At 69.5% G+C, this 23,782-nt stretch carries 18 protein-coding genes; 11 read left to right on the forward strand and 7 right to left on the reverse strand.

Annotated features, from left to right (window positions below; genetic code table 11):
• Positions 1-361: 361 nt before the first annotated feature.
• On the forward strand, positions 362-1,678 hold the full coding sequence (locus tag ACZ4U1_RS15580) for a hypothetical protein (RefSeq protein WP_467903473.1): 1,317 nt from the start codon (positions 362-364) through the stop codon (positions 1,676-1,678).
• A gap of 232 nt (positions 1,679-1,910) precedes the next feature.
• Here ACZ4U1_RS15580 and ACZ4U1_RS15585 read toward each other — a convergent pair whose 3' ends face one another.
• Entirely contained in the window at positions 1,911-2,912 is a 1,002-nt protein-coding gene (locus ACZ4U1_RS15585; RefSeq protein WP_467903474.1) for a hypothetical protein, read from the reverse strand.
• A 203-nt stretch (positions 2,913-3,115) separates the two neighbouring features.
• On the opposite strand from ACZ4U1_RS15585, the gene ACZ4U1_RS15590 reads away from it, so the two are divergent.
• The 9 genes from ACZ4U1_RS15590 (at position 3,116) to ACZ4U1_RS15630 (ending at position 13,624) form a co-directional block, all read left to right on the forward strand.
• Complete coding sequence (locus ACZ4U1_RS15590) at positions 3,116-3,379, forward strand: helix-turn-helix transcriptional regulator (RefSeq protein WP_037775690.1); 264 nt, start codon at positions 3,116-3,118, stop codon at positions 3,377-3,379.
• A gap of 170 nt (positions 3,380-3,549) precedes the next feature.
• Positions 3,550-4,410, forward strand: coding sequence for a DUF6083 domain-containing protein (locus ACZ4U1_RS15595; protein WP_359867831.1), 861 nt, complete (start codon positions 3,550-3,552; stop codon positions 4,408-4,410).
• Positions 4,411-4,440: 30 nt separating this feature from the next.
• Positions 4,441-4,890 carry a hypothetical protein gene (locus ACZ4U1_RS15600; RefSeq protein ID WP_435644781.1) on the forward strand — a complete coding sequence of 150 codons (450 nt, stop codon included), beginning with the start codon at positions 4,441-4,443 and terminating at the stop codon, positions 4,888-4,890.
• The gene (locus tag ACZ4U1_RS15605) at positions 4,887-6,410 is read left to right on the forward strand and encodes a UvrD-helicase domain-containing protein (RefSeq protein WP_435644780.1); all 1,524 of its coding nucleotides are present in this window, start codon (positions 4,887-4,889) and stop codon (positions 6,408-6,410) included. Before ACZ4U1_RS15600 ends, ACZ4U1_RS15605 begins: the two co-directional genes overlap by 4 nt.
• Positions 6,411-6,689: 279 nt before the next feature.
• Complete coding sequence (locus ACZ4U1_RS15610; protein WP_435644779.1) at positions 6,690-7,934, forward strand: hypothetical protein; 1,245 nt, start codon at positions 6,690-6,692, stop codon at positions 7,932-7,934.
• Complete coding sequence (locus tag ACZ4U1_RS15615) at positions 7,927-8,490, forward strand: hypothetical protein (protein WP_362290402.1); 564 nt, start codon at positions 7,927-7,929, stop codon at positions 8,488-8,490. The genes ACZ4U1_RS15610 and ACZ4U1_RS15615 overlap by 8 nt, the downstream gene beginning before the upstream one ends.
• Positions 8,491-8,494: 4 nt before the next feature.
• Complete coding sequence (locus ACZ4U1_RS15620) at positions 8,495-9,145, forward strand: hypothetical protein (protein ID WP_362290400.1); 651 nt, start codon at positions 8,495-8,497, stop codon at positions 9,143-9,145.
• Positions 9,142-12,213, forward strand: coding sequence for a coiled-coil domain-containing protein (locus ACZ4U1_RS15625; RefSeq protein WP_435644777.1), 3,072 nt, complete (start codon positions 9,142-9,144; stop codon positions 12,211-12,213). Before ACZ4U1_RS15620 ends, ACZ4U1_RS15625 begins: the two co-directional genes overlap by 4 nt.
• Positions 12,206-13,624 (forward strand): Wadjet anti-phage system protein JetD domain-containing protein, encoded by a 1,419-nt coding sequence (locus tag ACZ4U1_RS15630; RefSeq protein ID WP_467903476.1) that lies wholly within the window; start codon positions 12,206-12,208, stop codon positions 13,622-13,624. The genes ACZ4U1_RS15625 and ACZ4U1_RS15630 overlap by 8 nt, the downstream gene beginning before the upstream one ends.
• 148 nt (positions 13,625-13,772) lie before the next feature.
• On the opposite strand, the gene ACZ4U1_RS15635 is transcribed toward ACZ4U1_RS15630, so the two are convergent.
• The 6 genes from ACZ4U1_RS15635 to ACZ4U1_RS15660 form a co-directional block, all read right to left on the reverse strand.
• On the reverse strand, positions 13,773-14,807 hold the full coding sequence (locus ACZ4U1_RS15635; protein WP_467903477.1) for a hypothetical protein: 1,035 nt from the start codon (positions 14,805-14,807) through the stop codon (positions 13,773-13,775).
• Between the two features lie 126 nt (positions 14,808-14,933).
• Complete coding sequence (locus tag ACZ4U1_RS15640; protein ID WP_403127775.1) at positions 14,934-15,707, reverse strand: AAA family ATPase; 774 nt, start codon at positions 15,705-15,707, stop codon at positions 14,934-14,936.
• Entirely contained in the window at positions 15,704-17,224 is a 1,521-nt protein-coding gene (locus tag ACZ4U1_RS15645) for a transposase (RefSeq protein WP_467903545.1), read from the reverse strand. Before ACZ4U1_RS15645 ends, ACZ4U1_RS15640 begins: the two co-directional genes overlap by 4 nt.
• Before the next feature lie 570 nt (positions 17,225-17,794).
• Positions 17,795-20,977 (reverse strand): AAA family ATPase, encoded by a 3,183-nt coding sequence (locus tag ACZ4U1_RS15650; protein WP_467903479.1) that lies wholly within the window; start codon positions 20,975-20,977, stop codon positions 17,795-17,797.
• 26 nt (positions 20,978-21,003) lie between these two features.
• Complete coding sequence (locus ACZ4U1_RS15655) at positions 21,004-21,240, reverse strand: AAA family ATPase (protein ID WP_467903481.1); 237 nt, start codon at positions 21,238-21,240, stop codon at positions 21,004-21,006.
• A complete protein-coding gene (locus tag ACZ4U1_RS15660; RefSeq protein WP_467903483.1) occupies positions 21,237-22,481 on the reverse strand; it encodes a metallophosphoesterase family protein in 1,245 nt (414 codons plus the stop codon). Before ACZ4U1_RS15660 ends, ACZ4U1_RS15655 begins: the two co-directional genes overlap by 4 nt.
• 433 nt (positions 22,482-22,914) lie before the next feature.
• Between ACZ4U1_RS15660 and ACZ4U1_RS15665 the strand changes: the two genes are divergently transcribed.
• Positions 22,915-23,754 (forward strand): hypothetical protein, encoded by an 840-nt coding sequence (locus ACZ4U1_RS15665; protein WP_467903485.1) that lies wholly within the window; start codon positions 22,915-22,917, stop codon positions 23,752-23,754.
• Positions 23,755-23,782: the final 28 nt, after the last annotated feature.

Raw genomic sequence — 23,782 nt, forward strand, 5'->3', positions numbered from 1 at the left:
CGAGGGGGGTGTTGGATATAGCCCCACCCCGCCTTCTTGTTGAAACCACCCCACCCCCCACCCCCCCCCCCCCCGACCCCCCCCCCCCCCCCCCCCCCCCCCCCCCCCCCCCTCGGCACGTTCCCGCCCCTTCCACCACCGAGCAGGAGGCTCCCTTCAAGCTAGGACCGCTGGCTGAGTTCATGGTGGAAGTTCCGTCGATCTTGTAACTGCCGGTCAGACGATCGCAGACAGTCATGCCACCCACCTCGAGGATGGACGTCCCGGGGTGAGCATCCGGCTTGGACGATCGATATCGGCTGATGGTCCGCCGCCCACGTCCTTAACCTGATCACAGCAGAAACTTACTGAAGGGGTGGGCGTGCGCGCACTGGAAGACATCAGAAACCAGGTGAGATCGGCTAAATCGCGCCGCTACATCGACGAGGCCATCGCTGCCTACAGCGGCGGCGCCTACCGCTCGGCACTCATCGCCATCTGGATCGCCGTCGCAGCGGATCTCATCGAAAAGCTTCGCTTCCTCGCCGACGAGGGGGACGCGAACGCGAAGGCACACCGCGACAAGCTCGACGCAGCCATCAAAGACAACAAGATCAACGAGTTGCAGAAGTTCGAGCGGGAGTTGCTGACCAAAGCCCACCAAGACCTCCAGCTCATCGGCTCGCACGAGCGGGACCAGCTCCTTCGTCTGTACGAGGACCGGCATCTCTGCGCACACCCGGCCTTCATCCCTGACAGTGATGATCTGTTCAACCCCACGGCCGAGTCGGTGCGGGCCCACCTGAGGGCCGCCGTGGACGCAGTGCTGTCGCATCAGGCGGTAACAGGGAGGAAAGCGCTGGAACGATTCGGTCGCGACATCGCATCCGCATCGTTCCCCCGGGACGACAGCCGCCTTGCTGACCACCTGCGCGCCGGTTACATGGACCACGGGACGCCGCAGCTACGGGCAAACCTGATCAAAGTGGTGTGCAAGGAGACCTTCAACCAAGAGAAGGACAGCACCTGGCGGTGGAACCACACCCGCACGGCTCGAGAGCTGCAGAAGATCGCTCCTGGAGAGTTCGAGGAGCATGCGCGCTCCGTTCTGGAGCGCAAGCAGAATGAGTTGGACGACGAAGGCCTAATAGCCCTGGTGGCTGGGCTCTGCTACGTGCCCGGTGTCTGGGAACTCCTCCACGCAGGCACCCGCGCTCGCATCGAGGAACTCCTCAAGAACGTGCCGGCCAACCAGTTGGTCATCGTTCACCAGCTGTACAACGGAGCCCTCCCCGCCGCTCCCGTGGACCGCATGCTGCTCGATCGGCTCAGCGAAGCTATTCCTCTCGTTTCCCGTCAGATGCACTTCGCGCAGCTCACCCCATTTCTGGGCGATGTCCCTGACCGACGACTCATCCCGCCTCTCATCGAACTGGTTGCCGACGCCAGCTCCTACGAGGGCGGCGAGGCCGTCCTGAAGTGGGTAAACGCCGTCTCTCCCAGCTTGACGGAAGACGACTTGCAGCAGCTTCTCACTGCCGCAGCCAGTAACAACCAGATCTCGGGTTCCGTCCTGGGGACCCGCCAACTGGAGTTCCTCCGGCACATCGGGCCCCAGGGCGAACAAGCAACGGCTGCCTGGGCCAAGTGGGACACGCGCTGGACACAGGATGCTGAGCCGACAGCCAGCAACCCGTAGTGACCGCGCAGACCTGGCCCTCCGCGACACGATGCGGCCCCCGCCAGGCGCATCAGCATGCGCATCACGTCGCTGCCCTGGTCGGAGGAATCTTCGGCTGCCACATCGAGTACAGCGAGGACAGCTACTGGGACACCTGCCCTCTGTCTTTGATGCACCGCAGATCGGGCCTGTCTGCGTTCTTCTCCGCCGCATGACTGAGAGACGGCAGGCAGATTGAACCAGGCGGCGGTCAGTGCGTAGACGGCCCCGTGGAGCCGGAGACGGGCCGGTGAAGGGGAGCTGGCTGCCAGTGCACCTCGCCGGTATCGCGCTGATGGTGCCAGGTTGCCAGGGTGCGGCCGGCGACCAGCCGGTCGAGCAGCGCTTCGGTCTGCTGGGGGGAGTGCCCGCACAGACGGGCCACGACGGCCATGTCAGCTACGGGGCCGGCCGGGGTGGTGTGGGCGGCCAGGACCAGCGCGGCCAGGCGGTCTGCGGGTTTTGCCGCTGCCGGAACGATGAGCGGAGCGGGCTTGAGGGCCCAGTGGGCGGCGCGCCGGCGGGCGCTGCGGCACGGGGCCTGGTTCAGTGCGCCGTCCAGCAGCCGCACCTGCAACGGTGCTGCCCGGGGATCGGGCAGGTCGAGCCAGCCGTCCTGTGCCAGTTCCTGCCACGCCTCGGTGTGCCGGTGCAGGCGCATGCCGCGCAGCAGGCCGGCCGGCAGATGGGCGTGGCCGTGTGTGTCGGCGCGCAGGGCGCATTGCAGGGCCAGCAGCCGGGCGGCGGGAGAGGTGACGCAGCCGAGTGTGGAGGCGAGGTGGGTGAGCATCTCCCGTACCCGTTGCGGCTCATCTCCGTGGACTCGCTGCCGGACGGGGGCTGATGTGGCCGATCGGTGAGGGCTGAGCAGAGTGTCGGGTACGACGGCGGTGTGGCTGGTCGCTGCCGCGCAGGCCGCGCATGCGTCGGCCAGCCGCCAGGTGCGGCCGCTGAGGTCGCGGGTCAGGGCCAGCAGTACCCGCCCGGCACAGCCGCGATGACGCGGATGCCAGACGCAGCCTCGCAGCCGGCACTGGCAGCTGCGCAGGTACGCGGGCAGTGCGTCCGCGCGGACATGGCAGGCCAGATGTGCCAGGGCGGCCGACCGTGCGGAGGAGGCCTGCAGGGGGAAGGTGCGGGCGGTACACGAGGGGCAGACGAGTACGGGGCCGTCCGCTTGCGGGCGCAGCTCCACTGTCCAGATACGCCGCACTGCAGCATGTGCGCCACCGAACCGCATGGGCTGGTCGTCCTCCCGTCCGTCTGACTGTCGTGGCGGTGGGCACCCTGACAGGCCCCCGAGACGGACGCACTGTAGTGCAGATTCCCGCACCATGGATTCGCCGTTTCCCCACTCCGGCGAAAGTGCAGAAACCCGCACTGACGGGGCAGGGGTCTGCACCGTCGGATGGTCGGGTGACGATCTTGCCGCCAGACCCCGACCTCACTGCGCTGCGCGTCGTGCTCGCGCGCCTGCGGGCCGAACGCGGTTGGACCTTCGACGAACTCGCCGACCGCAGCGGGCTTGCCCGGCGCACCCTCATCGACCTTGAACACGGCCGCACCACCGGCAGTGTCACCACCTGGCACACCCTCGCCCACACCTTCGACGTGCCCATCGAGCGCTTCCTGGGCGCCCTGTGCGACGACCACACCCCGCCCGGCACGGCCACTTCCTGAACTCTCGCTCCGTCCCGGTGCGCACCACGCCGTGAATCACCCGATCGGGCAATCAGGCAGGGAACAGTCATCCGCAGTAACGCTCATGTGTGCGGGCTCGTTGGGCCGGCCGTGGGACATACCTGCGACACGTTGCTCACGCCTGCGTGTCGCCTGGCACGGTCCGGGCCATGTGCCCCACGCCCGCCCCCGACGGCCGCCACTGGGACGGCAGCTCCCGCGCCACCCACCGCCCCCGCCCGCTCCGGGTGACCACCACCAGCCCCAGCCGCCTGCTGCGCGCCGGACAGACCGGCCGCTGCCGCCACTGCGGCCACCGTATCGACCTGTACCAGCGTCCCGACCAGCGGCCCATCGCCTTGCACCCCGCCGAACTGGCCACCGCCGACGTCCCCGAATCCTGCCGCTGGCACCTCAGTGGCGGTATCGCCTACCCGCACGGTGACAACAGCGCCTGGTGCCGCATCCCGCATGCCGTGCTCTGCCCCCACCGCACCCCGACCTGCCAGGCTGGCCCCCGCCTCGAGGTGATCCGCCGCCAACTCGCCGTTCGCACCCGCCGCCTCATCGACACCGGGGTTCTCACCTCCGCCCCACCCGCCACCCCGCAGCCCGTCCCCCCGACTGGCGGACCGGACCGCCCCGTCGTCCAGCTGCTGCTGTGCCGCTACCTCGCCCACCAGCGGCTCGAGGACCTGCGCTGCGTGGCCCAGACCCGCCACCGTCACCGCTGTCCCAACCCCGTCCTCGCCTCCTTCGGCCCGGCCGGGATGTGGAAACTGCTGCCCACCACCGCCCGGCACGGCCAACTTGCCCTGCCTGATGCCCTGATGGCCATCTACGACCTTAGCCACCTCTCCTACGGCGAACAGCTGCGCTGGCGCACCCAGCGCTGTCCGGCACATGCCGCCGTCCCCGGCGCCGCCGACCTCGCCCTGGCCTGCTGGGAACCCTTCGACCCCCTCCTGCACGCGGCACACATCCACACCCGGCTGCCCCACTCCCCGCCCCGCCCGCACCGAAGGGGATGACCCGTGCCCCACCACGCCCTGGAAAACACAATGACCCGCCCCCTGCCCCCGCCCGTCCTGCACCGCGCCGCCCGCCTGCTGCCGCTCGCCGCCAACCACGACGCCACCCGCCTGATGGCCCTCGTCGCCGCCAAGACACCGCAGCGCGCTGCCCACCGGCTGCGCCACCGCCTCGGCACCCGGCTGCCCATCGACGTGATCACCACCCACTACCCGGACGCCGACCACAGCGTGCTGCTCAACGTCGCCTTCCCGCCCGCCGTGCACGCTGCCCTCACCGCCGACGCCCGCCGCGCCCGGCAGAACCCCGAGCGCTTCCTGGAACTGGCCGTGCGTCGGGCCCTGGCCGAGCACGCCGACCGGGAGACCGACCGCCTCGACCGCGCGGTGTCCCAATTGCTGGCCCACACCACCCCCGCCTACCTGCCGGCCGCCGTCGGGCACGCACTCACCCGGCTCCCCGAGAGGCCCACTCCGTGAACCCCACCGACGAACAGACGGCAGCCGCCGACGCCTTCCACGCCGACCACCACCTCGCCCTGCAGGCCGGCGCCGGCACCGGAAAGACCACCACCCTCGCCTTCCTCGCCCGCGCCACCACCCGACGCGGCCGCTACCTCGCCTACAACCGGGCCATCGCCCAGGACGCAGCCGCCCGCTTCCCAAGCACCGTGCAGTGCAAGACCGCCCACGCCCTCGCCTACGCCGCCGTCGGCCACCGCTACACCCGCCGCCTGAACGCACCCCGCCGCCCCGCCTGGCAGACCGGACAAGCCCTCGGCCTGACCAAAGCCGTCCACATCGGCGACCGCGAGATCTCCCAACGCGCCCTGTCCAACGCCGCCTTGCGCACCGTCACCCGCTTCTGCCACACCGCCGACGAGGCCATCAGCCGCCATCACGTACCCCGTCTCCGTGGCCTGGACGACCCCGATCTCCACGCCCAACTCGCCACCCACCTCGTGCCGTTCGCACGCAAAGCCTGGGCCGACCTGCAGCACCCGGACGACGGCGCCGTCCGCTTCGACCACGACCACTACCTCAAGATCTGGGCCCTTGCCCGGCCGCGCATCCAGGCCGACTTCCTGCTGCTGGACGAGGCCCAGGACACCAACCCCGTCGTCGAACAGATCTTCCTCGCCCAGCGCGAGCACGCCCAGCTGGTCATGGTCGGTGACTCCGCCCAGGCCATCTATCACTGGCGCGGCGCCAAAGACGTCATGACCGGCTTCGACGGCACCCAGCTGACCCTCTCCCAGTCCTTCCGCTTCGGCCCCGACCTCGCCGCGGAGGCCAACCGCTGGCTGCATCTCGCCGATGCCCCGATCCGCCTCACTGGCACCCCTGCCGTGTCCACCGAACTTGGCCCCGTCACCCAGCCGGACGCCGTACTGTGCCGCACCAACGTCGGCGCCATGGCCCAGGTCATGACCCTCATGGCGGCCGGCTACCGGGTCGCCCTGGCCGGGGGAGGGGACAGCCTGCAGGCCCTGGCGCTCGCGGCCCGCGACCTGAAGGAAGGCCGCCGCACCCACCACCCCGAACTGATCCTCTTCCCCTCATGGGGCGATCTGCAGGACTACGCCGCCCACGACCCGGCCGGCCGCGACCTGCAGCCCCTGGTCAACCTCGTTGACACCCACGGCACCGAGGCCATCCTCACGGCCGTCGCTCAGCTTGCCCCCGAGCCGCACGCCCAGGTCACCGTCTCCACCGCCCACAAGGCGAAAGGGCGTGAATGGCCCCGCGTGCTCATCGCGGACGACTTCGCCCGCCCCAAGGACAACACGCCCGACGAGCAGACAGGCCCCCTGCCGACACCCGATCCCATCGACGACGCCGAAGCCCGCCTGGCCTATGTAGCGGTCACCCGCACCCGCCAACGCCTCGACCTGGGCGGACTGTCCTGGATCCACGACCATCCCGACGGCCCCTCGGTCGGCCACGACCGCCCCCATCCACCGGCGCTGCCACAGTCTCCTGCCGCTGCCAGGACATGAAGCCGGGTGCCCGCCAGATCGGCCTGCCGGCCGGCCCGCACCCCTTCCGGGACGGCCAGGCTCGACGCGAGGCCCCGCTCCAGCGCGACGGACGATAGACACCTCGGCGATCCCGATGCGCCTGACACACGCTCACTGCTGCGGCTGGGGCTGGGGAAGGACAAAGACAAGTTTTGTGGTTTCCAGGCCCTTTGAGCCCGGTAGCGGTCATGCTGGTCCAGGGACGCACGTGATGCGGGGGTGGAGGGGGACTTGCCGGATCAGCCTGACTTGTTCTCCGTGCAGCAGGAGGACGACGCGGAGGGTCTAGAGCACATACCGCCATTCGTGGCACCGGTCGCTGCTGCACCGAGCGCAGTGACACGCGATCCGGTGGCACTGCGCATTGCCGAGGCGATCCGGGACGTGTTCGGCGACTTCGGCTCCGAACACGGCCTGAGCCGCGGGGAGATAGCCCAGGCGTGTGCTGCGGTGGCCTCCGCCGGCGAGTTTGATGCGAGATTCCGGGTCTTCATCAAGCTTCGTCTGCTGGAGTCGCTGCGCGGCAAGGCCCACGACCAGCGGTATGTGTTCAATCCGACCAGTGGCGCGGCGCTGTTGGTCTACGAGCGGCTCGGGGAGGCTGGCGGCGTCCAGGAGATCACCATGCTGCTGGACCGGACCCGCGAAGGCCTCCTGAACGGCTCCCTGACCGAGGAGCAACTGGCCGCCAAGATTGCGCAGGCCCGGCGGAGCCTGGCGAACTACACCAACCACCTGCTGCGGCTCGTGCGGACCAGGCCCATCGAAGAAATGCTTGGCCAGCGCCACCACCATGCCCACACCACCTCGCTCGAGGAGGCGAAACACCTGGTCCACGCCGTCGCCGAGCAGTACCCCGCGCTGCGTCCTGCCGGTACCCGCCTGATCCAGGAAGCCCTGCGCTACACGGCAGCTGTCAACGAGTTCCACGACCGGCTCATGCAACAAGCCACCACCCGCCGAGACTTCAGCATGCTCCTTCCCGAGCAGTACGTGACCGCGGCCCGGCGGTCCTCCGCCGATGCGCTTGCGCAGGTGTTCGCCACAACCGTCTTCGATCCGCCGCACGTCCAGATCACCACGGGCCAGATCCTCACTGCCGCAGCCGACCACCAACCCCCACCACCACGGCAGCGCCTGCCCCGCCCCCCGTCACAGCCGCCCGGCCCGGACCCGGTCGAGACCGCACGCGCCAAGGCCGCGCTCGCCCGCCAGCGACGGGAGGCCACCGTGACCCTACTCATGGCCGGCAAGGACGAAGCCGACGTCACCGCCGCCCTGCGGGCCCTGCCCTGGCAGGCAGCAGTCAAGCACCTGGTCGAGCTGCTGCGCGCCGCAGCGGACCCGGCCATCCCGTTCATGCTCGACATCTCCCGCGAGGTCATCGTGGATGCCGCAGGCCCGGTCACCTACGCCTCACCTGTGACCGCGTACCGCATCCCCGACAGCCCCCAGGACATGGACGACGACACCGAAGCCGCACCGCAGAGCCCCCATGAGTGACCCCTACCTGCTGGCACGCGCCCGGGCCCTGCGCACGGTTCCCGTCCCTGCGGACCGTGCCGAACTCGCCCGGCTGCGCCGCGCCGTCGACGATGTGGAGCGCCGTCTGGTGGAGGCCGTCACACCCGACGGTATCCAGGAGCTGATGGCCGGCTGGGCCCCCGACGTGGAACCGGCAAGCGGCGCCCTGGGCGACAGTGACGCCCACCGCACCGCCTCGGCCGTCCGCCTGGTCACACTGGCCTGCTGCATCCGCCACTGCTGGCCCGACCCCAGCCAGCCGCTGTACCCGGGACAGCCCGCCGCGCAGGAGGACGTCATCGCCTCCCTGGTTCCTCTCCAGGACACCCTCGCTCCCCGGGAAGGCGTGGCCGCGCTGGGCCAGACCGCGCACTTCCTGAAAGCCCTGCGCTTCCTGCGAGCCTGCGGCCACCTCTTGGCGGACGTCGGCGACGGCATGATCCGCCTCGGACCCATGGTCGCGCTGTGGTCCGAGCGCGATGTGGCCGAACTCCGCAGCGGCTACGACGTCCTGCCCGCCCCGAGGAAGGAGTGAACCGGTGGACGTACCGGCCCTGCAAGCCCTGTCCCACAACCGGCGAGCGGATGTCCGAGCGGCGGTCTGCGCCGTGGAGACCGCCATGCTCCCTGTGCGGCCGGCCCACTACCGCGCCCTCGCAGAGACCCCGCTGCGGGTCGTGGTGGAACAGGTCCTGGCCGCATCCGGACGCACTCTGCTCGCGGTCGGCGGCGGCTACCTCTCCGGTTACACCGACGAGATCAGACAACGTCTGGCGCACGAAGGAATCGGGGTTCTGCCGCGCGACGACCGCGCCGTCCTCACCTTGATCCTGCTGTTCAGCGTCGCCATTCCACGAGCGTCCGGCACCACCCTGCCCGAGCAGCTGTGGACCCAGGGCACCCCCGTGCCCAGGGACCAACTCAAGGACTGCCAGGTGTCCGACGTGGTCCTCACCGGCGCGCTGCAGCGCCTGACCGACGCCGACCTGGTTCGCCGAACCAAATCCGGCTACGTCTTGGGCAACCAGTTCCTGCGCCTGACGCCGACCGCGGGCGCCGACCTGTTCGAACAGCTGATCCTGCTCGCCGACTCCGACGGGCTCCTCGCCGAATCGATCCGTCGCCGCCGCGCCCTCCGCACCGTGCCCCCGGCTGCCGCTACCGACCACGAGGTGCACGACACACCATGACCACTCCGCCCACATCCGACCCGTCCCGGGGTATTGTCGGCGACCGCCAACTCGTCGGGGTCCAGACCTTCGACATCGCCCGGCTCACCGCACACGCCGTTCCGATCGTCCCGGAGACCTTCATCGCCGTCTCCGGCCTTGGCCCCAAGGACGACTCGAACGGCTCCGGCAAGACCAGCTTCCTCATCGCCGTCTCCCTGCTGCTGGCCGACCCGCAGTGGCGCCTGGAGGTCAACGGGGGCCGGCACGCCAGCGGCATCCTGTTCCGTCCCGACGCAGCCGGCGTCGACCAAGCTCACCATGCCTCTCCGGTCACCCACGGCTACATCGTCGGCGTCTTCGCCCACCCCGCGGACCCCGCCACCAGCTCATTGACCGTCTGGGTTCGCATCGCCACTACCGCCCCGTACCTGCAAGCGAATTGGACCGAAGGCCTGCACGTCGCCGACGCTCCCACCGATCATGAGCGCAGCATCCAGGCCGACGTACTGTGGCGCGAGCTGGGCACACGCCAGATCCTCTCCGCCCGTGCCATGGCCGAGAAGCTCTACGGCACAGCCCCCCGCTGCCTCACCTACCTCGACACTGCCCTGCGCCCGCCCGTTCCCTCGCTGCTCAGCCAGCAGCTGACCGAGATGGAACCCCACGACATCGGCCGGTCCCTGATCGCACTGTCGGGCATGACACACCTGTTGGAGGAGGAAGAGGACCTGCGCGGCCAGGCCCTGCAGCACCAGATCAACCTCGACAAGGCCCAGACCCAGCACGCCCAGGCGCTGCTCGCAGAAGAAGAGGTGATGAGCGGCGTGCGCGCCCGCGAGGCCGCCCGCCTCGCCCTTCAGCGCGGCCACGAGGCATGGCGCCGCTACCTCGCGGCCTCCTTCCGCGACGCCCACCAGAGCGACCAACGCATCGCCGAGACCATGGAAGAGGAGAGGCAGGCTGCCGCGACAGTCGCAGCCTTGGTGCAGGACGCCGAAGACCATGTGACCTCGTTCGGTTCCGCCGCGGAACTTGCCACCCAGGAGAGCAAAGCCCGCCAGAGGTGGTCCGACGCCCAGCAACATGCTCGCGAACTTTCCACCACGATGACGGAGTTGACCACCCGGCAGGCGCTGCTGCGCAGTCAGCGGACCGCCCTCCTGCCCCAGGCGCAGGGCTGGGACGGCTGCGACTGCGCCACCACGGCTGCTCGCCTGGAGCAACGCCGGCGCGATCACACCAAGGCAGAGCAGCAATGTGTTGAGGCCGAAGACACCGTCACTCGCGCCCGCACCCACCTACACAACGTCGAACAGGGCCGCAGCGGAAAAGCCGGCCGTGCCATCGACCTGCTGAGCGAACACCACATTCATGCGCACGGTCTACTCGACCAACTCAACGTGGACGAGGCCGCTCGCCCCGTGTGGGAACCGCGTCTGGCGCCCTGGCAGGACGCGATCGTCGTCAAACCCGAGCACGAAGAGAAGGCCCGCCGCCTTCTGCACACCGCTCTGCCCGGCGCACAGATCATCTCGTCCGACGTGAGGCAAGAACACCTGCCCGAGGGCATTCACAGCACCCTGAACGTGGCACGCTTCCTCGGCACCCTTCAAGAGCGCATGATCCCCTCGGACGACAGCACTGCCGTCCGTGACCAGGCGATGGCTCTGACCGTGACGGGTGGCTTCGCCGCCCCGCTGGCTGGACGCGAAACCCGGTTCCGACAAGCCCGCGACGACCTCGCAGCCGCCGAGCAGAGCGCCACCGAGGCCACCGAGGCCATGACTGCTGCCACCGCTGCCCTCACCCTGGCCACGACCCAGCACGCGGCCGCCCAGGCCGCTGAAGAACTCGCACGCCTCAGCACCCGAGAGAATGACCTTCAGACCCAGATCGACGAACTGGCCGGCCGCGTCAACAAGGCCGCGCATGACGAACAGGAGCTCCAGCAGACCTGGAAGGAAGCCGTGGCCCGGCACGCCTCCCACGAACAGCTCCTCGCCAACGCAAAGCTCAAACTGGACGCGGTCAGCAAGGCGCTCAAGGAACGTCACCGCAGCCTGGAGGCCCTGGAACGCCAGCGGCGTCAAATCGCCGCATCCCAGTGGCAGCTGCAGTGGGGTGGAACCCTCGAAGACGCCGTCCACCTCTTGGACCCGGCATCGGACCAGGGGCGTTCACCCCGACCCGGGGCCCTGCACCGACAGGCGGGAGACGAACTGCGCAAGGCCTACGAGCACTACGGCGTTGACGGCACCCCAGGCGCGGACGTCGGCGAAGACCTCCGCGCCGGCGAGGAAACAATGCGGGCCTTCTCCGAAACCGACCCTGCTGGCCTGCCCACCTTCACCTTCGCCGATGTGGCAGCCCCGCTGGACAACCGCCTCGTCGGCCACCGCGACCAGGACGAGGTGGCCGCAGCGCGCATCACTCACGACCAGCACGCCCGGGAGCAGGCCATCGCGGAACTCACCGCCGGGGTCGCCACCAGCGTCCGCAACCTGGAAACCCTCCAGGACATGATCGAAAAGCACCTTGACGGCCTCTTCGCTCAGATCAGCGCGGCCTTCAACGACCTCGACCTGCGCGGCGATGGCTACGGAGCCAAGCTCGAGCACGTCAGCGTCCGCCCCCAGGGCGCCGGTGACTGGCAGTGGCAGGTCATCCCGCGGTGGAAACGCTCCCGCAGCGGCGGATATGTCTCCTACCGGGAAAACGCCAACAGCGCCCAGGTCAAGGTGCATGCCATCCTGCTCGTCCTCGCGGCTCTCCTGGCCGACTCCCAGACCGAGGGCAGAGTTCTGATCCTGGACGAACTCGGCAACAGCCTCGGGGAGGTCAACCGCAAGGACATGCTCGCCGCCCTGCGCGACGTCGCCCGCGACCAACACCTGACCATCCTCGGCACTTGCCAGGACAGTGTCCTCGCCGACGCCGCCGATGTCTGCGGGGAACTGCTGTGGTTCGTTCATGCATCAGCAGCCGACATCATCAACCAGCCCACCAACGTCTGGGCCTTCGACAGCAATGGTGCCCGAACCCAACTCACCGAAGACTGGATCACCGCAGGACGCACTCATGCCTGATCTCACTCCCCGACCTGCGCTCCTCATCGGCGAAGCGCATGGCCGCGAAACTGTCCCTTTGCGTAACCTGCCGCCGGGCATCATCGCCGTCACCCTGCCGCGCATCACCAAGGACGGTGATGACACCATCCACGTGCGCGTTCCCAGGGACCAGCGACGACGCATCAGTCCCCGGCAGGTCGACCTCGTCGCCGACCACCCCGTCAGCCCCTACGAGCCGCCGCCCACCCTGACCACCCGACAACTGATCAAAGTCCTGCAGACCAAGACCACCAAGCGCTGGCCCACCATCCAAGCCGACCTCGGCGACAACGCCTGGCAGACCGTGGTCGACCTCATCCGCTGCGGCGCCGTCATCCTGCGCTGCGACGTCATCAACGCCACCGGCTACAGCCCGCGTTCATGGACCCTGACCCAGTCGTGGGCCGAACTCGCCGAGGACAAACTCGCCGAACTCCAAGGCCGCCAGCACCCTGAAGACTTGCACCGCGACCTCCTCGACATCACGTCCCGTATCCCGCAACTCGCCCATGAACACGCGCTGCTGGCCAAGACGCCACCCGGGCGCGTCCTGAAGATCCCCGAAGGCACCGCCACACGAGCCGAGGACTGGCGGGTCTACGAGGTCGCTATCCGGGCCGCCGGCATCTGGTGGCCCGCCCAGGACACCCCTCGCAAGATCACAGCCAAGGAGCTCGCCGGACGCAGCCTGCGCAACACCAAGAGCGCCTGGACCCCAGCCCGGCAGCAGGCCTTCTCCAACCTGATCGGAATCCCCTTCGACCAGGCCGTCGACAAAGCCGACACCGAACTGCGCATCCGCGGCCCCCTGCAGTGGCGAGTCGGTACAGTCATCGCCGACGCGGCAGCGTGCAACCCCTGGCTCGCTTTGCCCGCCCGCGGGGTCCGGGCCCTCGGCATGATCTCCTGCGATGCCCAGGGCATCTTCCTGATCGAGAACGAGGACACCTTCGAACAGGTCTGCAAAATCTCGGAGATCGCCGACACCTGGCTGTGCATCTGGGGCAAGGGCTACGCAACCGACGGCCTGGCCGAATTCCTCCGCGGCCTCGACGGTCTGCCCGTCGCGGCATGGGGCGACCTCGACGCCCACGGCATCCGTATCATCGGCAACCTCGCCGACCGCATCGGGCGGCCCATCACACCCGTCGCGATGACCGTCGACCTTTACCGTGCCGGCACCAAATACCACCAGGAGCCCGCGAAACTGGAGGAGAACCGCAAGCTCGCCGCCCGGCTTGCGCACCAGGGTATCGAGGCTCTGCGCGATCTGGCCGACGAGATCGCTCGAACCGACGGGCACGGCTGCGAACAGGAGACCCTCTACGACGAAGTCCTGCCCACGCTCCCAGGCCTGCTGAAAGCCGTGCACCTGCCCGGCAGTTGCTGACTTCGCGCCAGGCGGACAGAGCGGGGTGGCGGGGCTGTCTTCCACCGCTCCTGGTCCTCCCGCCGTGGGCGGCGGTGCCTGCCGCGAACGGAGACCCTCGGCTGTGCCGTGTCTGTAGCGCGCAGTGCGGGCGGTCGGCACACACAGCTCAAGGGACGAGGGCGCTGGCGGGCAGGGACAGGTCGAGCCGGGGCAGACGTCCGGCGTGCGTGCGCAGATGCCGGGCTTCGGCGAGCATCACGGGAGCGAACACGCTGTCCCCGGGCGGGCGGGGTGTCAGACGATGGTGGGCGCGGGCGCCGGCCAACAGCGGCCGAGCCCAGTCAGGCACAGCGTGCAAAGGGCAGTACCGATGGTTGACCCCGTGAAGTTTGATGGCGGAGACGTCGCCGGTGATGTCGAGGTCGCGGGTGAAGCGCAGGCTGCCCAGGCCGGCCCGGGTGAAGGCAAGCACGCTCAGCGCTCCGGCGATGAGCGGGTGTGCGAGAGCGGCCAGAGTGGCGGCCTCCTCGGAGCCGATCTTGAGGGCAGGGGCGGCTTGGACCAGCTGTGCCGTTGCCATCGCGCCGGTGCAAGGGGGAGCCGGGGGTCCGGGCCTCGTCGACTCCGCCCCGGGTCTGGGCGGCTGCCGGGCGGGCGACTGCCCCACAGTCACTGCCGCCGCCAGTCCCGTCTCTGCGGGAAGAACAGGAGGGAAAATCGGGCGCGCGGCTATCGGTCCCGGCTCAGCGAGGAGTGCCTCGAATTCCTCCCGGCCGCTGATACGGCGCTTCACGCAGGCCAGCACCGGCGGCAGTCCGCGCGGCGGCTTCTGCCACAGCAGGGTCAGCTGAGCTCCCGTCGACTCGCGCCAGGCGAGCAGTTGGTCGATGCGCCGGATGGTCAGCAGATGGGTCCGGGGGACCACAACGTGCCGCACCCCCATCGCGACACCCCAGGCAGCCGCGGCGAGCCACGCCGCGTTCACCGAGTCCAGCCACACATCCGGGGAGTTGGGCCCGGGCGCCAGCCGCTTGCCCAGCGCATACAGCATGTCGTGCGCCAGCGCGGCCGGGCTGCCGCTGGCCGGCGTCGGCTGCACGGCGATGCGGCCTTCCCCGGGCCGGTGGGCCTGCAGCGCCGCCCGGGTGTAGAACAGGTCGTCCCGCTCGTCCACCACGATCGTCACGTCGCTGTACGCCACTGCCACCACCTTTCCGCGTCCCGCCACACCGCCCCGGAGCGGCCAGGCACCAGGCCGGTCCGTACGGCGCGCCCGATGGTCGGCGGCGGTCCGGCGAACGCGGGCCGCCGCGCCTCGCGACCGCTGCTACATGCCGCCCAGCTTGCTGTACACCCAGTTGACGAGGTCCTGGCTGACCTCGGTCAGGCCCTTCTTCTTCATGCCGTTGAGCATGTGCTTGGTGATGGTGGTCCAGTTGCGGAAGTTGCCGTGGGCCGCGGCCCGGTCGATGTTGCGGATCATCTGCGGGTCGACCCCGGCCCACAGGGAGTGGAACGCCGGCAGCGTGCCGACGACTTCGGCCTCGGGCATGCGCGTGAACTTCTGCCAGATGAAGATCCGTGACGCCAGCATCGGTTCACGCTTGAGGACCTTGTAGCAGCCGTCGCCGCCGGCGAAGATCACGGCGATGTCGGTGTTGCGGTCGTCCCACAGGTGGCGCCAGTACTCGAACGAACTGCGGCCCATCCACTGGGCCTCGTCGCACACCAGCACGCGGAACGTCTGCGACAGCGTCTCCTTCAGGAGCGTGTCGAATTCGATCGGCCGGGTCGGCGGTTCCCCGGGCAGCCCCAGGGCGTGAAACAGTCCGTGGCGGATGTCGCGGGGCGTTGGCCCCGAGCGCAGCTCCAGGCGATAGGTGTTGTCGGGGGCGATCTTGCGCAGCGCCGAGTTCACCGACATCGTCTTGCCGTATCCGGCCGCTCCGTAGGCGACCATCATGGCCTTGGCGTCGATCGTCGCCTGGACGTCGTCCAGGGTCGTCATGAGCGTGTCGGTGGCCACCAGATGCGCATCGAGGCGATGGAAGTGGTCCTCGTCCTCTGCGGGCAGCCTGCCGTAGTCCATGTCGCCGCTCACGCGTTCTCCTCAGGGGTGTCGCTTTCCGGACCGTCCGCGGCCGGCGGGATGGGGCGGGCCCAGCCGTCCGGGACGGGCTGGTGCGGGATGTAGCCGGGATCGGCCCGCCGCAGGTCCGTGGTGGCCGAGTCGGCCAGTTCTGCCTCGGCCTCCGCCTCGGTCAGCGCACCCAGACGCTCGGGCGGGGCGGCGGTGGTGACGGCCTCGAAGCGCTCGCGGCGCAGCCGTGCAGCGGCCTTCATGTCCGCGCGAAGCCGCCGCGCCTTGGCGGTGCGGGCGTTGCGGACCTTGCGGACCTGCTCCTCGCTGGCCGCCTCGGCCAGAACGGCGCTGCCCAGGTGTACGCCGTCCAGGCCGAAGACCTCGATGGTCATGTCGTGGTGGGGCAGGTGGCGCACCGCGACGCGGACGCCGGCTTGGCCGACCATCCAGGGGGCGATGTAGTGGCGGTTGCGCCACCGCACGCCCTGCGTGGTGATGGTGCGGGTGCGTCCGTCGTCCTCGAGCCCGAAACGGGCCAGCTGCTCGGCGGCAACGTCGTGCAGGGGAGTGGGGTCACAAGACCACGCCTCCATCGGGGTGCGACCGCCCAGCCCCCTGGGCTGGTGCTCGGTGTTCCACCAGTGCACCCACTTCAGCAGCAGCTCCACGAACGCCTCGAAGGAGAGCGCGGGCTCCTCCGGATCCGCGGTGCGGCCGCCGGTGAGCGTCTGCCGGTGCACGTAGCGCGGCATGGAGACGAACAGCATCTCCTCGACTGCACCGTTGAGCGCCTCGATGGTGCCCTTCAAATGCGGGCTGTAGGCCGGGAGATCGACGACGGGAACGGCGAAGGCGCCCAGGGCCGAGGCCACGGTGGCACACAGGAACTCCTTGCCGCGGTCCACCCGGATCAGTCCCGGCAGGCCGCCGGCCGGGCCGAAGGGCTCGGCACGGTCCAGGGCCATCCGCAGGGCCGCCAGCACCGCATCCGCGCTGGGCGCATGAGGCGTCACGGCCACCCCCGTGATGACTTTGGTGTGGCAGTCGATGAACCAGGTCACCCAGGGCTGCACGAGCTGCTCTTCGAGCAGCACCCGCACGGGCACACACTTGTGGTCGCCCTCCCAGGCGGCGTTGCGGTGCGCGGGAGGGCGCTGCGCGAACACGTCGAAGGCCCGCCGGGCGGCCTCCCCCTTGGCGAGCCCGGCCCGCTCCCCAAGCGTCAGGTCCCGGCGCAGCGCCCGGTGGATCGTCGACAGCGAAGGGGCCGCAGGCAGCCGGGGATCGGCCAGGGCCCGCTGCTTAAGCTCGCGGTGCACGGCGGACGCGTTGCCTCCCCACAGCACCAGCAGCCGCCGGATCTCCGGGGTGACGCTGAACCGTGTCCGGGACGCCGCGTCGACGCGGCCGGTGGCGCGCGCCGTGGCGACCCACCGCCACACCGCCCGCTCCGAGCGGCCCACGGCCGTGGCGACCAGCTTCACGTGCGCGCTGGTCAGCTCACCGCTCTGGTCCAGCGACAGCAACCGCGGCAGCGCGGCCAGCCGCCCCGAGCGGGCGGTGAAAACCGCTTTGCCGACACCCTGCGTGCCGGCAGAAGAGTCATTCATGCGGTCTGCTCCTTACATGGATACGAATCGCGGAAGGGCCACAAGTTCCGTGCTTCCTCGGGGTGTTGGCGGTGTCCGGGCAGGACGTTGCGGGCGTGGGCCGTCGTCAGCGCCGTGACGCGGTGTCATGCCAGGGGAGGCGGGCACGGCGGAGCCGTCAGCCCGCGCCGGGTGCGAGCGTCAGCAACTTCGCTGGGGAGGGGGCGTGTTCCTCGACGGCCCGGCTACTCCAGGGAGCACTCGTGCACCGGGATACCGGGGATGACCCGGCACCGGCCGTCCTGCTGCGGTGCCGTCGGGTGGACGGCTGCGGTCGGCGCTGAGCCAGTTCTTGTGAGCGCCGGCCGCGGGCATGCAGGGGCGGCCTGTGATGCGCCGGGAAGGAAGCGCCGGGCCCGCCGGTCACCGCACGGGTGAGCCGCCGGCGCCCGAAGTTCGGGGGCCGGGAGATGGGCTTCTCGGCGACTGTGGTGCCCGGTTTGGCACTGGTACTGCTCAGGTGTTTTCCAGCAGGCGCCGGATCCCGTCGTGGATGACTGAGGTGTGTTGTTGCGGTGTGAGCCAGGCGGCCGTGGAGCCCTGGTCGGTCTTGTTGACGAGCAGGACGTCGTCGACGACCTCGGCCACCGGGTACAGGTGGCTGATGACGATGACTCTCGTGTCCTGGGCCACGCTGTCGCTCAGGACGGCGAGAGTGTCGCCCAGGCGGGTGTTGTCCAGCGAGCCGAAGCCTTCGTCCAGGAACAGGCTTTCCAGCTTGTTGTGGCTGGTGTTGTGGAGTTCGACGAGCGCCAGCGCCAGCGCGAGGGAGGTCTGGAAAGTCTCTCCGCCGGAGAGGGTCTCCGGGTCGCGCGCGTGATTGGTGGCGCGTTCAAGGATCTGGAAGTCCTCGGTGAACGCGTAGTCACCCATGGAGATCTGCCGGAGGATCCTGCTGCCGTGCCTGAGCAGCGAATGGGTGCGCTGATCGGTGAGATAGGTGAGGAACTTCCCGTCGGTGAGCTGGTCGCTCACGCTCTTCCACACCGCGGCCTGCTGGTTGGCGGCTTCGAGGGCGGTGCCCAGCGCGTCGGCGTAGGGGATTTGGGACTGTGCGGTGCTCAGGTCGGACTTGGCCTTGTCGTGCGCGGCTTCGGCTTGGATTGTCTTGCGGCTGAGCGGGTCGAGAACGGCGGTGGCGAGCAGGTCGCTCTTCGCAGGCACGGAGAAGCCGGGGTCCTGGTCGGTCTCGTCGGCGGTGGCGCCGGCTTGGCGGATCAGCTCCTTCTCGAATGCGCGGACCTCGTCGGCGGCGTGCTGGGCGGCCTGTCCGAGGGTGCCGGTCAGACGCTGATGCAGCGAGGCGAGGGCCATGCAGTAGGTGTCGACGGCGGCCAGGTCGCCTGCGTCCGGGACGGGAGGCAGGTCGGGGGATGCCTCGGCCTCGAGAAGGCCTGCGGCATCGGCCGCTGTGTCCGCCCACCGCTCCAGCTGCTTGATGAGATTGCGGGCGGGGGTCTCAACCGTGCGCCGGCGGCGTGCGTCCAGGGCCTGCAGGTTTTCGCTGTGCAGCGTGAGGGCCTGCCGGGCGTCGTCACGCTCCTGTGTCCTCTGATCGAGCCGTTCGAGGCGCTGGCCTGCCGCCTCCTTAGCGGAGGCGATGTCCTGCAGGGAGGGCAGTTGTGACGGGGAGGAGTGGGCGGGGCGGATGGAGGGCGGCAGTTCGCCGACCTCCGTCAGCAGACTCGCCAGCTCGGTTTCGTACTGCAGCCGGGTCTTGTCCAGCCGTTTGCGCTCACGCTGCAAGCGCCCGCGCTGGCGTTTGAGCTCGGCCTGGGCCGCCTCGTGCTCGGCCTGCGCCGCCCCCAGGTCCGCCTGGGCGCTCGTGTGTGCCGCGAGGGCCTCACCCTCCGCGTCGCGCAGCGGCTGGGCAAGTCCTTTGACCGCACGCGTGATCTCCGCCCGGCCTACTGGTTCGCCCTCGGCAAGGGCATGCGCCTGAGCCGTCGCCTGCCGGCCCAGCGTGTCCAGGGCGGTGGCCGTGGCAGGAGCACCGGCCGGGTGCACCGCGTCCACCAGCTCCTGCACCTGGAGCAGCGCCGAGTCCATGCGCTCACGGGCGGCCAGGTGTCCGCGGCGGTGCCTTTCGACCTTGCGCTCGGTTCCCTTCAGCTGGGCGGCCGCCTCCGCCTTGGCCTCCACCGCCGCTTCAACGGCGTTCGAGCGTATGGTGACCTTGCGTCTGGCCTGAGCAAGCGCCTTGCCGTCCAACAGCGGCGGGGGAGTGAAGTTGTTAGGGACGGGCCGGGTGCACACCGTGCAGGCGTCCCCGGGCGCCAGACCGGCACCCGCCGCGTGAGCGGCCTCCCTGCGCTGCAGCGCAGCGAGGCCGTCCTGGGCTGCTTCCAAAGCGCCGCGCAGCTTCTTCAGCTCGCTCTCCAGGCCGGCGCTGTGGCCGCGCTGTTCCTCCACCATCTCGAGCGTCGTGCGCTGCGCCTGCAGATGCCCGGCCGCGGCGTTGGCCTCCTGCAGCGCTGCCCGGACGGCCTCCTGGATCTGGTCGGTGTGCGTGCGTGCCTCGCTCACCATGCGCTCGGCCCGGCCGGCGGCCTCGACGAGGGCTGCCTTGCGCTGCTCGTGCTCTTCTAGTTCCTGCCGTGCCTGCGCGTGCTCCTGCTCGTGCTCGTCGTGCTGAAGCTGCTCCTGCTTCAGCCGCTGCTCGATGGCGTCCAGGCCGGCTGCACGCTCCGGCAGGCGGGACAGGACAGCGAACGCGCTGGACAGGGATCGGAGCGTGTCACCGGCCTGTGCGGCCGTATCCAGTGCGCCCTGCGCCGCCTCCAGTTTCGCGGTCAGGTCGCGTCCGGTGGTCTCCTGTTCTGCTGCCTCGGCATCGAGTTCCCTCTTCTTCCGCGCCAGCGCGGCCAACGTGATGCTCGCATCCGCAACAGCACGCTCACGCAGCAGCCGCGCCGCTCTATCCAAGCCCGTCTTGCGATGCTTGTGCTCGACAGCCCGGCTCTGGGCCGCGCGCAGCGCATCCAGGCGCTCGCGCCGACGGGCCGCGATACCCCGGGTGCGTTCCAGATCCAGCAGCGCCTGGGAAGCGGCAGCATGAGGATCCGGCAGGAGAATCGCGCGGGCCCTGGTTGCCTCGGTGATCTGCGTATTCAGGCGCTCCAGTCGCACGCCGGCCCGCTTGCGTACACGCTCGAGCTCGTTGATGCCGAAGATGTGCCGTAGGATGTCAGCACGCATGGCCCTGGGGGCCTTGAGGAGGGCGTCGAACTTCCCCTGGCGCAGCAGGACCGTGCTGACAAAGCCGTCCCAGTCCAGCCCGATGATCCGGGTCACCGCCTGCGTCACCGCGGCCTTGCCGTCGACCCGCAAGTCGGCGCTGTCTTCGGCCAGGGGCTCGAGCACGGCCTGCGGCCCCTTCTTGCCTTCCGCATGTAGAGTGCGGCGCACACTCCACTCGCGGCCGTTCGCCGAGAACTCGAACGCCACGTCCATGCTGGGGCATCCCTTGCCGATCAGCTCGTAGGCGGCCTTGGGGTCCTTGGACCACGAACACGTCCCGTACAAGGCGAAGATGATCGCCTCGAGGATGGTGGACTTGCCCACGCCGGTGTTGCCCAGGATGGCGAGCAGGCGCTTGCCGGTGAAGTCGACGCTGCAGGTGCCGGCGTAGCTGCGCACTCCCGTGAGGGTGAGCCGCAAGGGCTTCACGGTGCCTCCATCCCGGTGTCTTCCAGCGCGGTGCGCGGCAGTTCCTCAAAACCCCTGCTGCCCTTCGGCCATGGGCACGCCCCGTATAGTGCGAAAGCCATCGCCTCGAGGACGGCGGACTTGCCCGCGCCGGTATCGCCGGCGCTGCCAGGCAGATGCTTGCCGGTGACGTCGATGGTGCAGGCGCCGGGGTAACTGCGCACCTCTGTGAGGGTGAGCTGCAAGGGCCTCATGATGCCTCCTTCCAGGGGTTTTCCAGCGCGGCGCGCAGCTGTTCCTCGGCCGGGACCGGGGTCAGCGTCTCGTCGTCGAGTTCGTTGAGCAGGTGGAGGAATGCGGTGACGGTCGACTCCGCGGCATCTGCGTCCACTCCCTCACGTGCCAGGTAGGCCCGGAATGCGTCGGGGAGTTCCGGCTCGTCACCCAGGTCACCGTCGAGGACGGCGCTGGCGGCCGCTTCCCGCGCCGGGGCCGCGTTGATGAGGATCGCGTTCGGGACGATCTCGGCGATCTTCTGGCTGAGGAGCCCGTCGGGCTCCTCGCCGGTGATCACCGGTTTGAGGAAGGTCCCGTCGTACTGGTCGGCCGCAGCCTTCAGCTCCTCGAGGGTCCCGGTGAAGTGGGTCAGCCGCCGGCCACTGGAGAGCCGGCGCGGCAGCACCCGCACAGGCCGTCCCGGGTCGGCGTCAACGATCACGACGCTCTTGGTCTCGTCGGCTTCACCGAAGTCCATGGCAAGCGGACTGCCCGCGTAGCGGGCGGCGAACTTCAGGCCCTCGATGGCCTGCGGGCGGTGGATGTGTCCGAGAGCGGCGTACGACACCACCGGAAGGTCCTCGGGAGGGGTCTCGAAGGCCTCGTCCACGGCCCGTTCGCTCGGGGAGGTCGTGGCGCCTTTGACGAACACATGGGCCGTAAACAGCAGGATGTCCCGGTCGGGGTCGTACCCCTCGTGCAAGGCCTCCGTCAGTTCTCCCTGCAGGCCGCGCATCGCCGCGGTGTAGTCGGCATACGACGTGCCGGTGGTGGAATCGCGCCGCCAGAACCGGTTCGGGTGCACGAACGGCATGGCAGCCAGACGGATTCGCTGCTCACCACCGCAGGCGTCGAAGGTGAAGACGCCCCCGTCGTGTGCCGGGCGGAGCCGGTCGACGAAGAACAGGCCCCGGCCCAGGGAGGGGCCGCTGACGAGGTTGAGGAACTCGAAGTACGTGGGGGAGTCGTGGTTGCCGGCCACCACCACGGTCGGGGCAATGGCGGCGAGTTCGATCAGGGTGCGCATGGCACGGATCAGGTCCCGAGCGGTGGGACGGGAAGAATGGAACAGGTCGCCGCTGTGGACGATCAGGTCCGGCTGGCTCTCCTGGGCGATGGCCACGATCTCGGCCAAGACGGCATCGAAGTCCTCCTCCCGTGAATGCCCGTGCAAGACGTGGCCCAAATGCCAGTCGGAGGTGTGGAGCAGTCTGCTCATGCCTTCATGCGCCCTTCTGGAAGCGAGGCGTAGGAGGGCACCAGTGGTGCCTTATGAGCCCGGGACTGTACACCAAAATCCCTGGAGGAAAACTGGACTTCCCGAGCAGTCGTCGCTCTTGCGTCGTGGACGGGCACCTGATCGCTCCCTAAAAGCGCATGCAACAGCTGCAGGAGGAGGTCCGGCAGGCGCTCACGCGCACACGATACTTTCCAAGTTCGCCTTGCGGGTGCGGATTTGACATCCGCTCGACTCGTCTGGAGCGTTCGGTGCGGGCTTAAGTGATGTCCCGGACACGGTCTCGGCCGGGGCCTGTGTCGGCAGTCACCGGGCCCGACCAGGGTGACCGTGGGCGGCCAGGTCCATCAGACGCGGGCTCTGGGTAATGCCTGGAATAAAGCTGGGAGCCCCGAGTGCCTGCTAGCATGCGGGCATGGATGAGCATCTGGTCGCTCTCGAGAAGCGCATGCAACAGCTGCAAGAGGCGATCCGGCAGGCGCTCACGCAACACGACAGCGCCCAAGTGAAACTATTGGGCGAGGAGTTGGCGCGCACTCGAGGCGCCTGGAACGTTCTGTGCGGGCTCAGTGATGTCCCGGACACGGCCCAGCCACAGGCCCAGCCAGAGGTCCGGCCGCAGCCCGCGCTGGCAGTCGCCGAGCCCAACCAGGACGTGCCCGTACGCGACCAGGTCCACCAGGCGCTGGCCCTCCTCACCGTCCCCGCCTCGCCGAAACTGCTCAGCCAGGTCCACCAAACGTTCTTCTCCAGCCCGCTGAACACGGCACGCCTGACCACCCTGCGCCGCGACGAAGAACGCTCCTTCCGCTCCGCGCCTTACGGCCGCGCCTACTACATCTGCCCCGCGCTGACCTCCGATCTGCTCTCACCGGCCCGCGGGTTGCTCGCCCTGAGCACCTGGCCGCTGGAGCAGCGCCTGGTGGGGCCGCTCACCCAGCGAGTCCACTTCCTCACCTCGGCCCTGCGGCTCGCGGACGCCGCCGAACACCTCGCCGGCGAAACCGGGATGCCGCAGCCCGTCCAGCAACTCCTGCTGCACTACAGCCGCAACATCCACGGCGACACACCCCGGGGCCCGCTCGACCTGGACGCGCTGCGCCGGGCCGCCGCAGCGGAACTGGAGCTCCACGCCGACGACGACGCCGACACCCGCGCCGAAGCGGCCCAGCGCGCACGCGAGCAACTCGGCGACGTGGAGCAGATCTTCGGCAATATCCTGCGCGACACCGACCGCCTGCGCCGCACTTCGTAAACCCGCCCCTGCAACCAGCACGGCTGTG

The sequence above is a fragment of the Streptomyces sp. NPDC028928 genome (assembly GCF_055564915.1).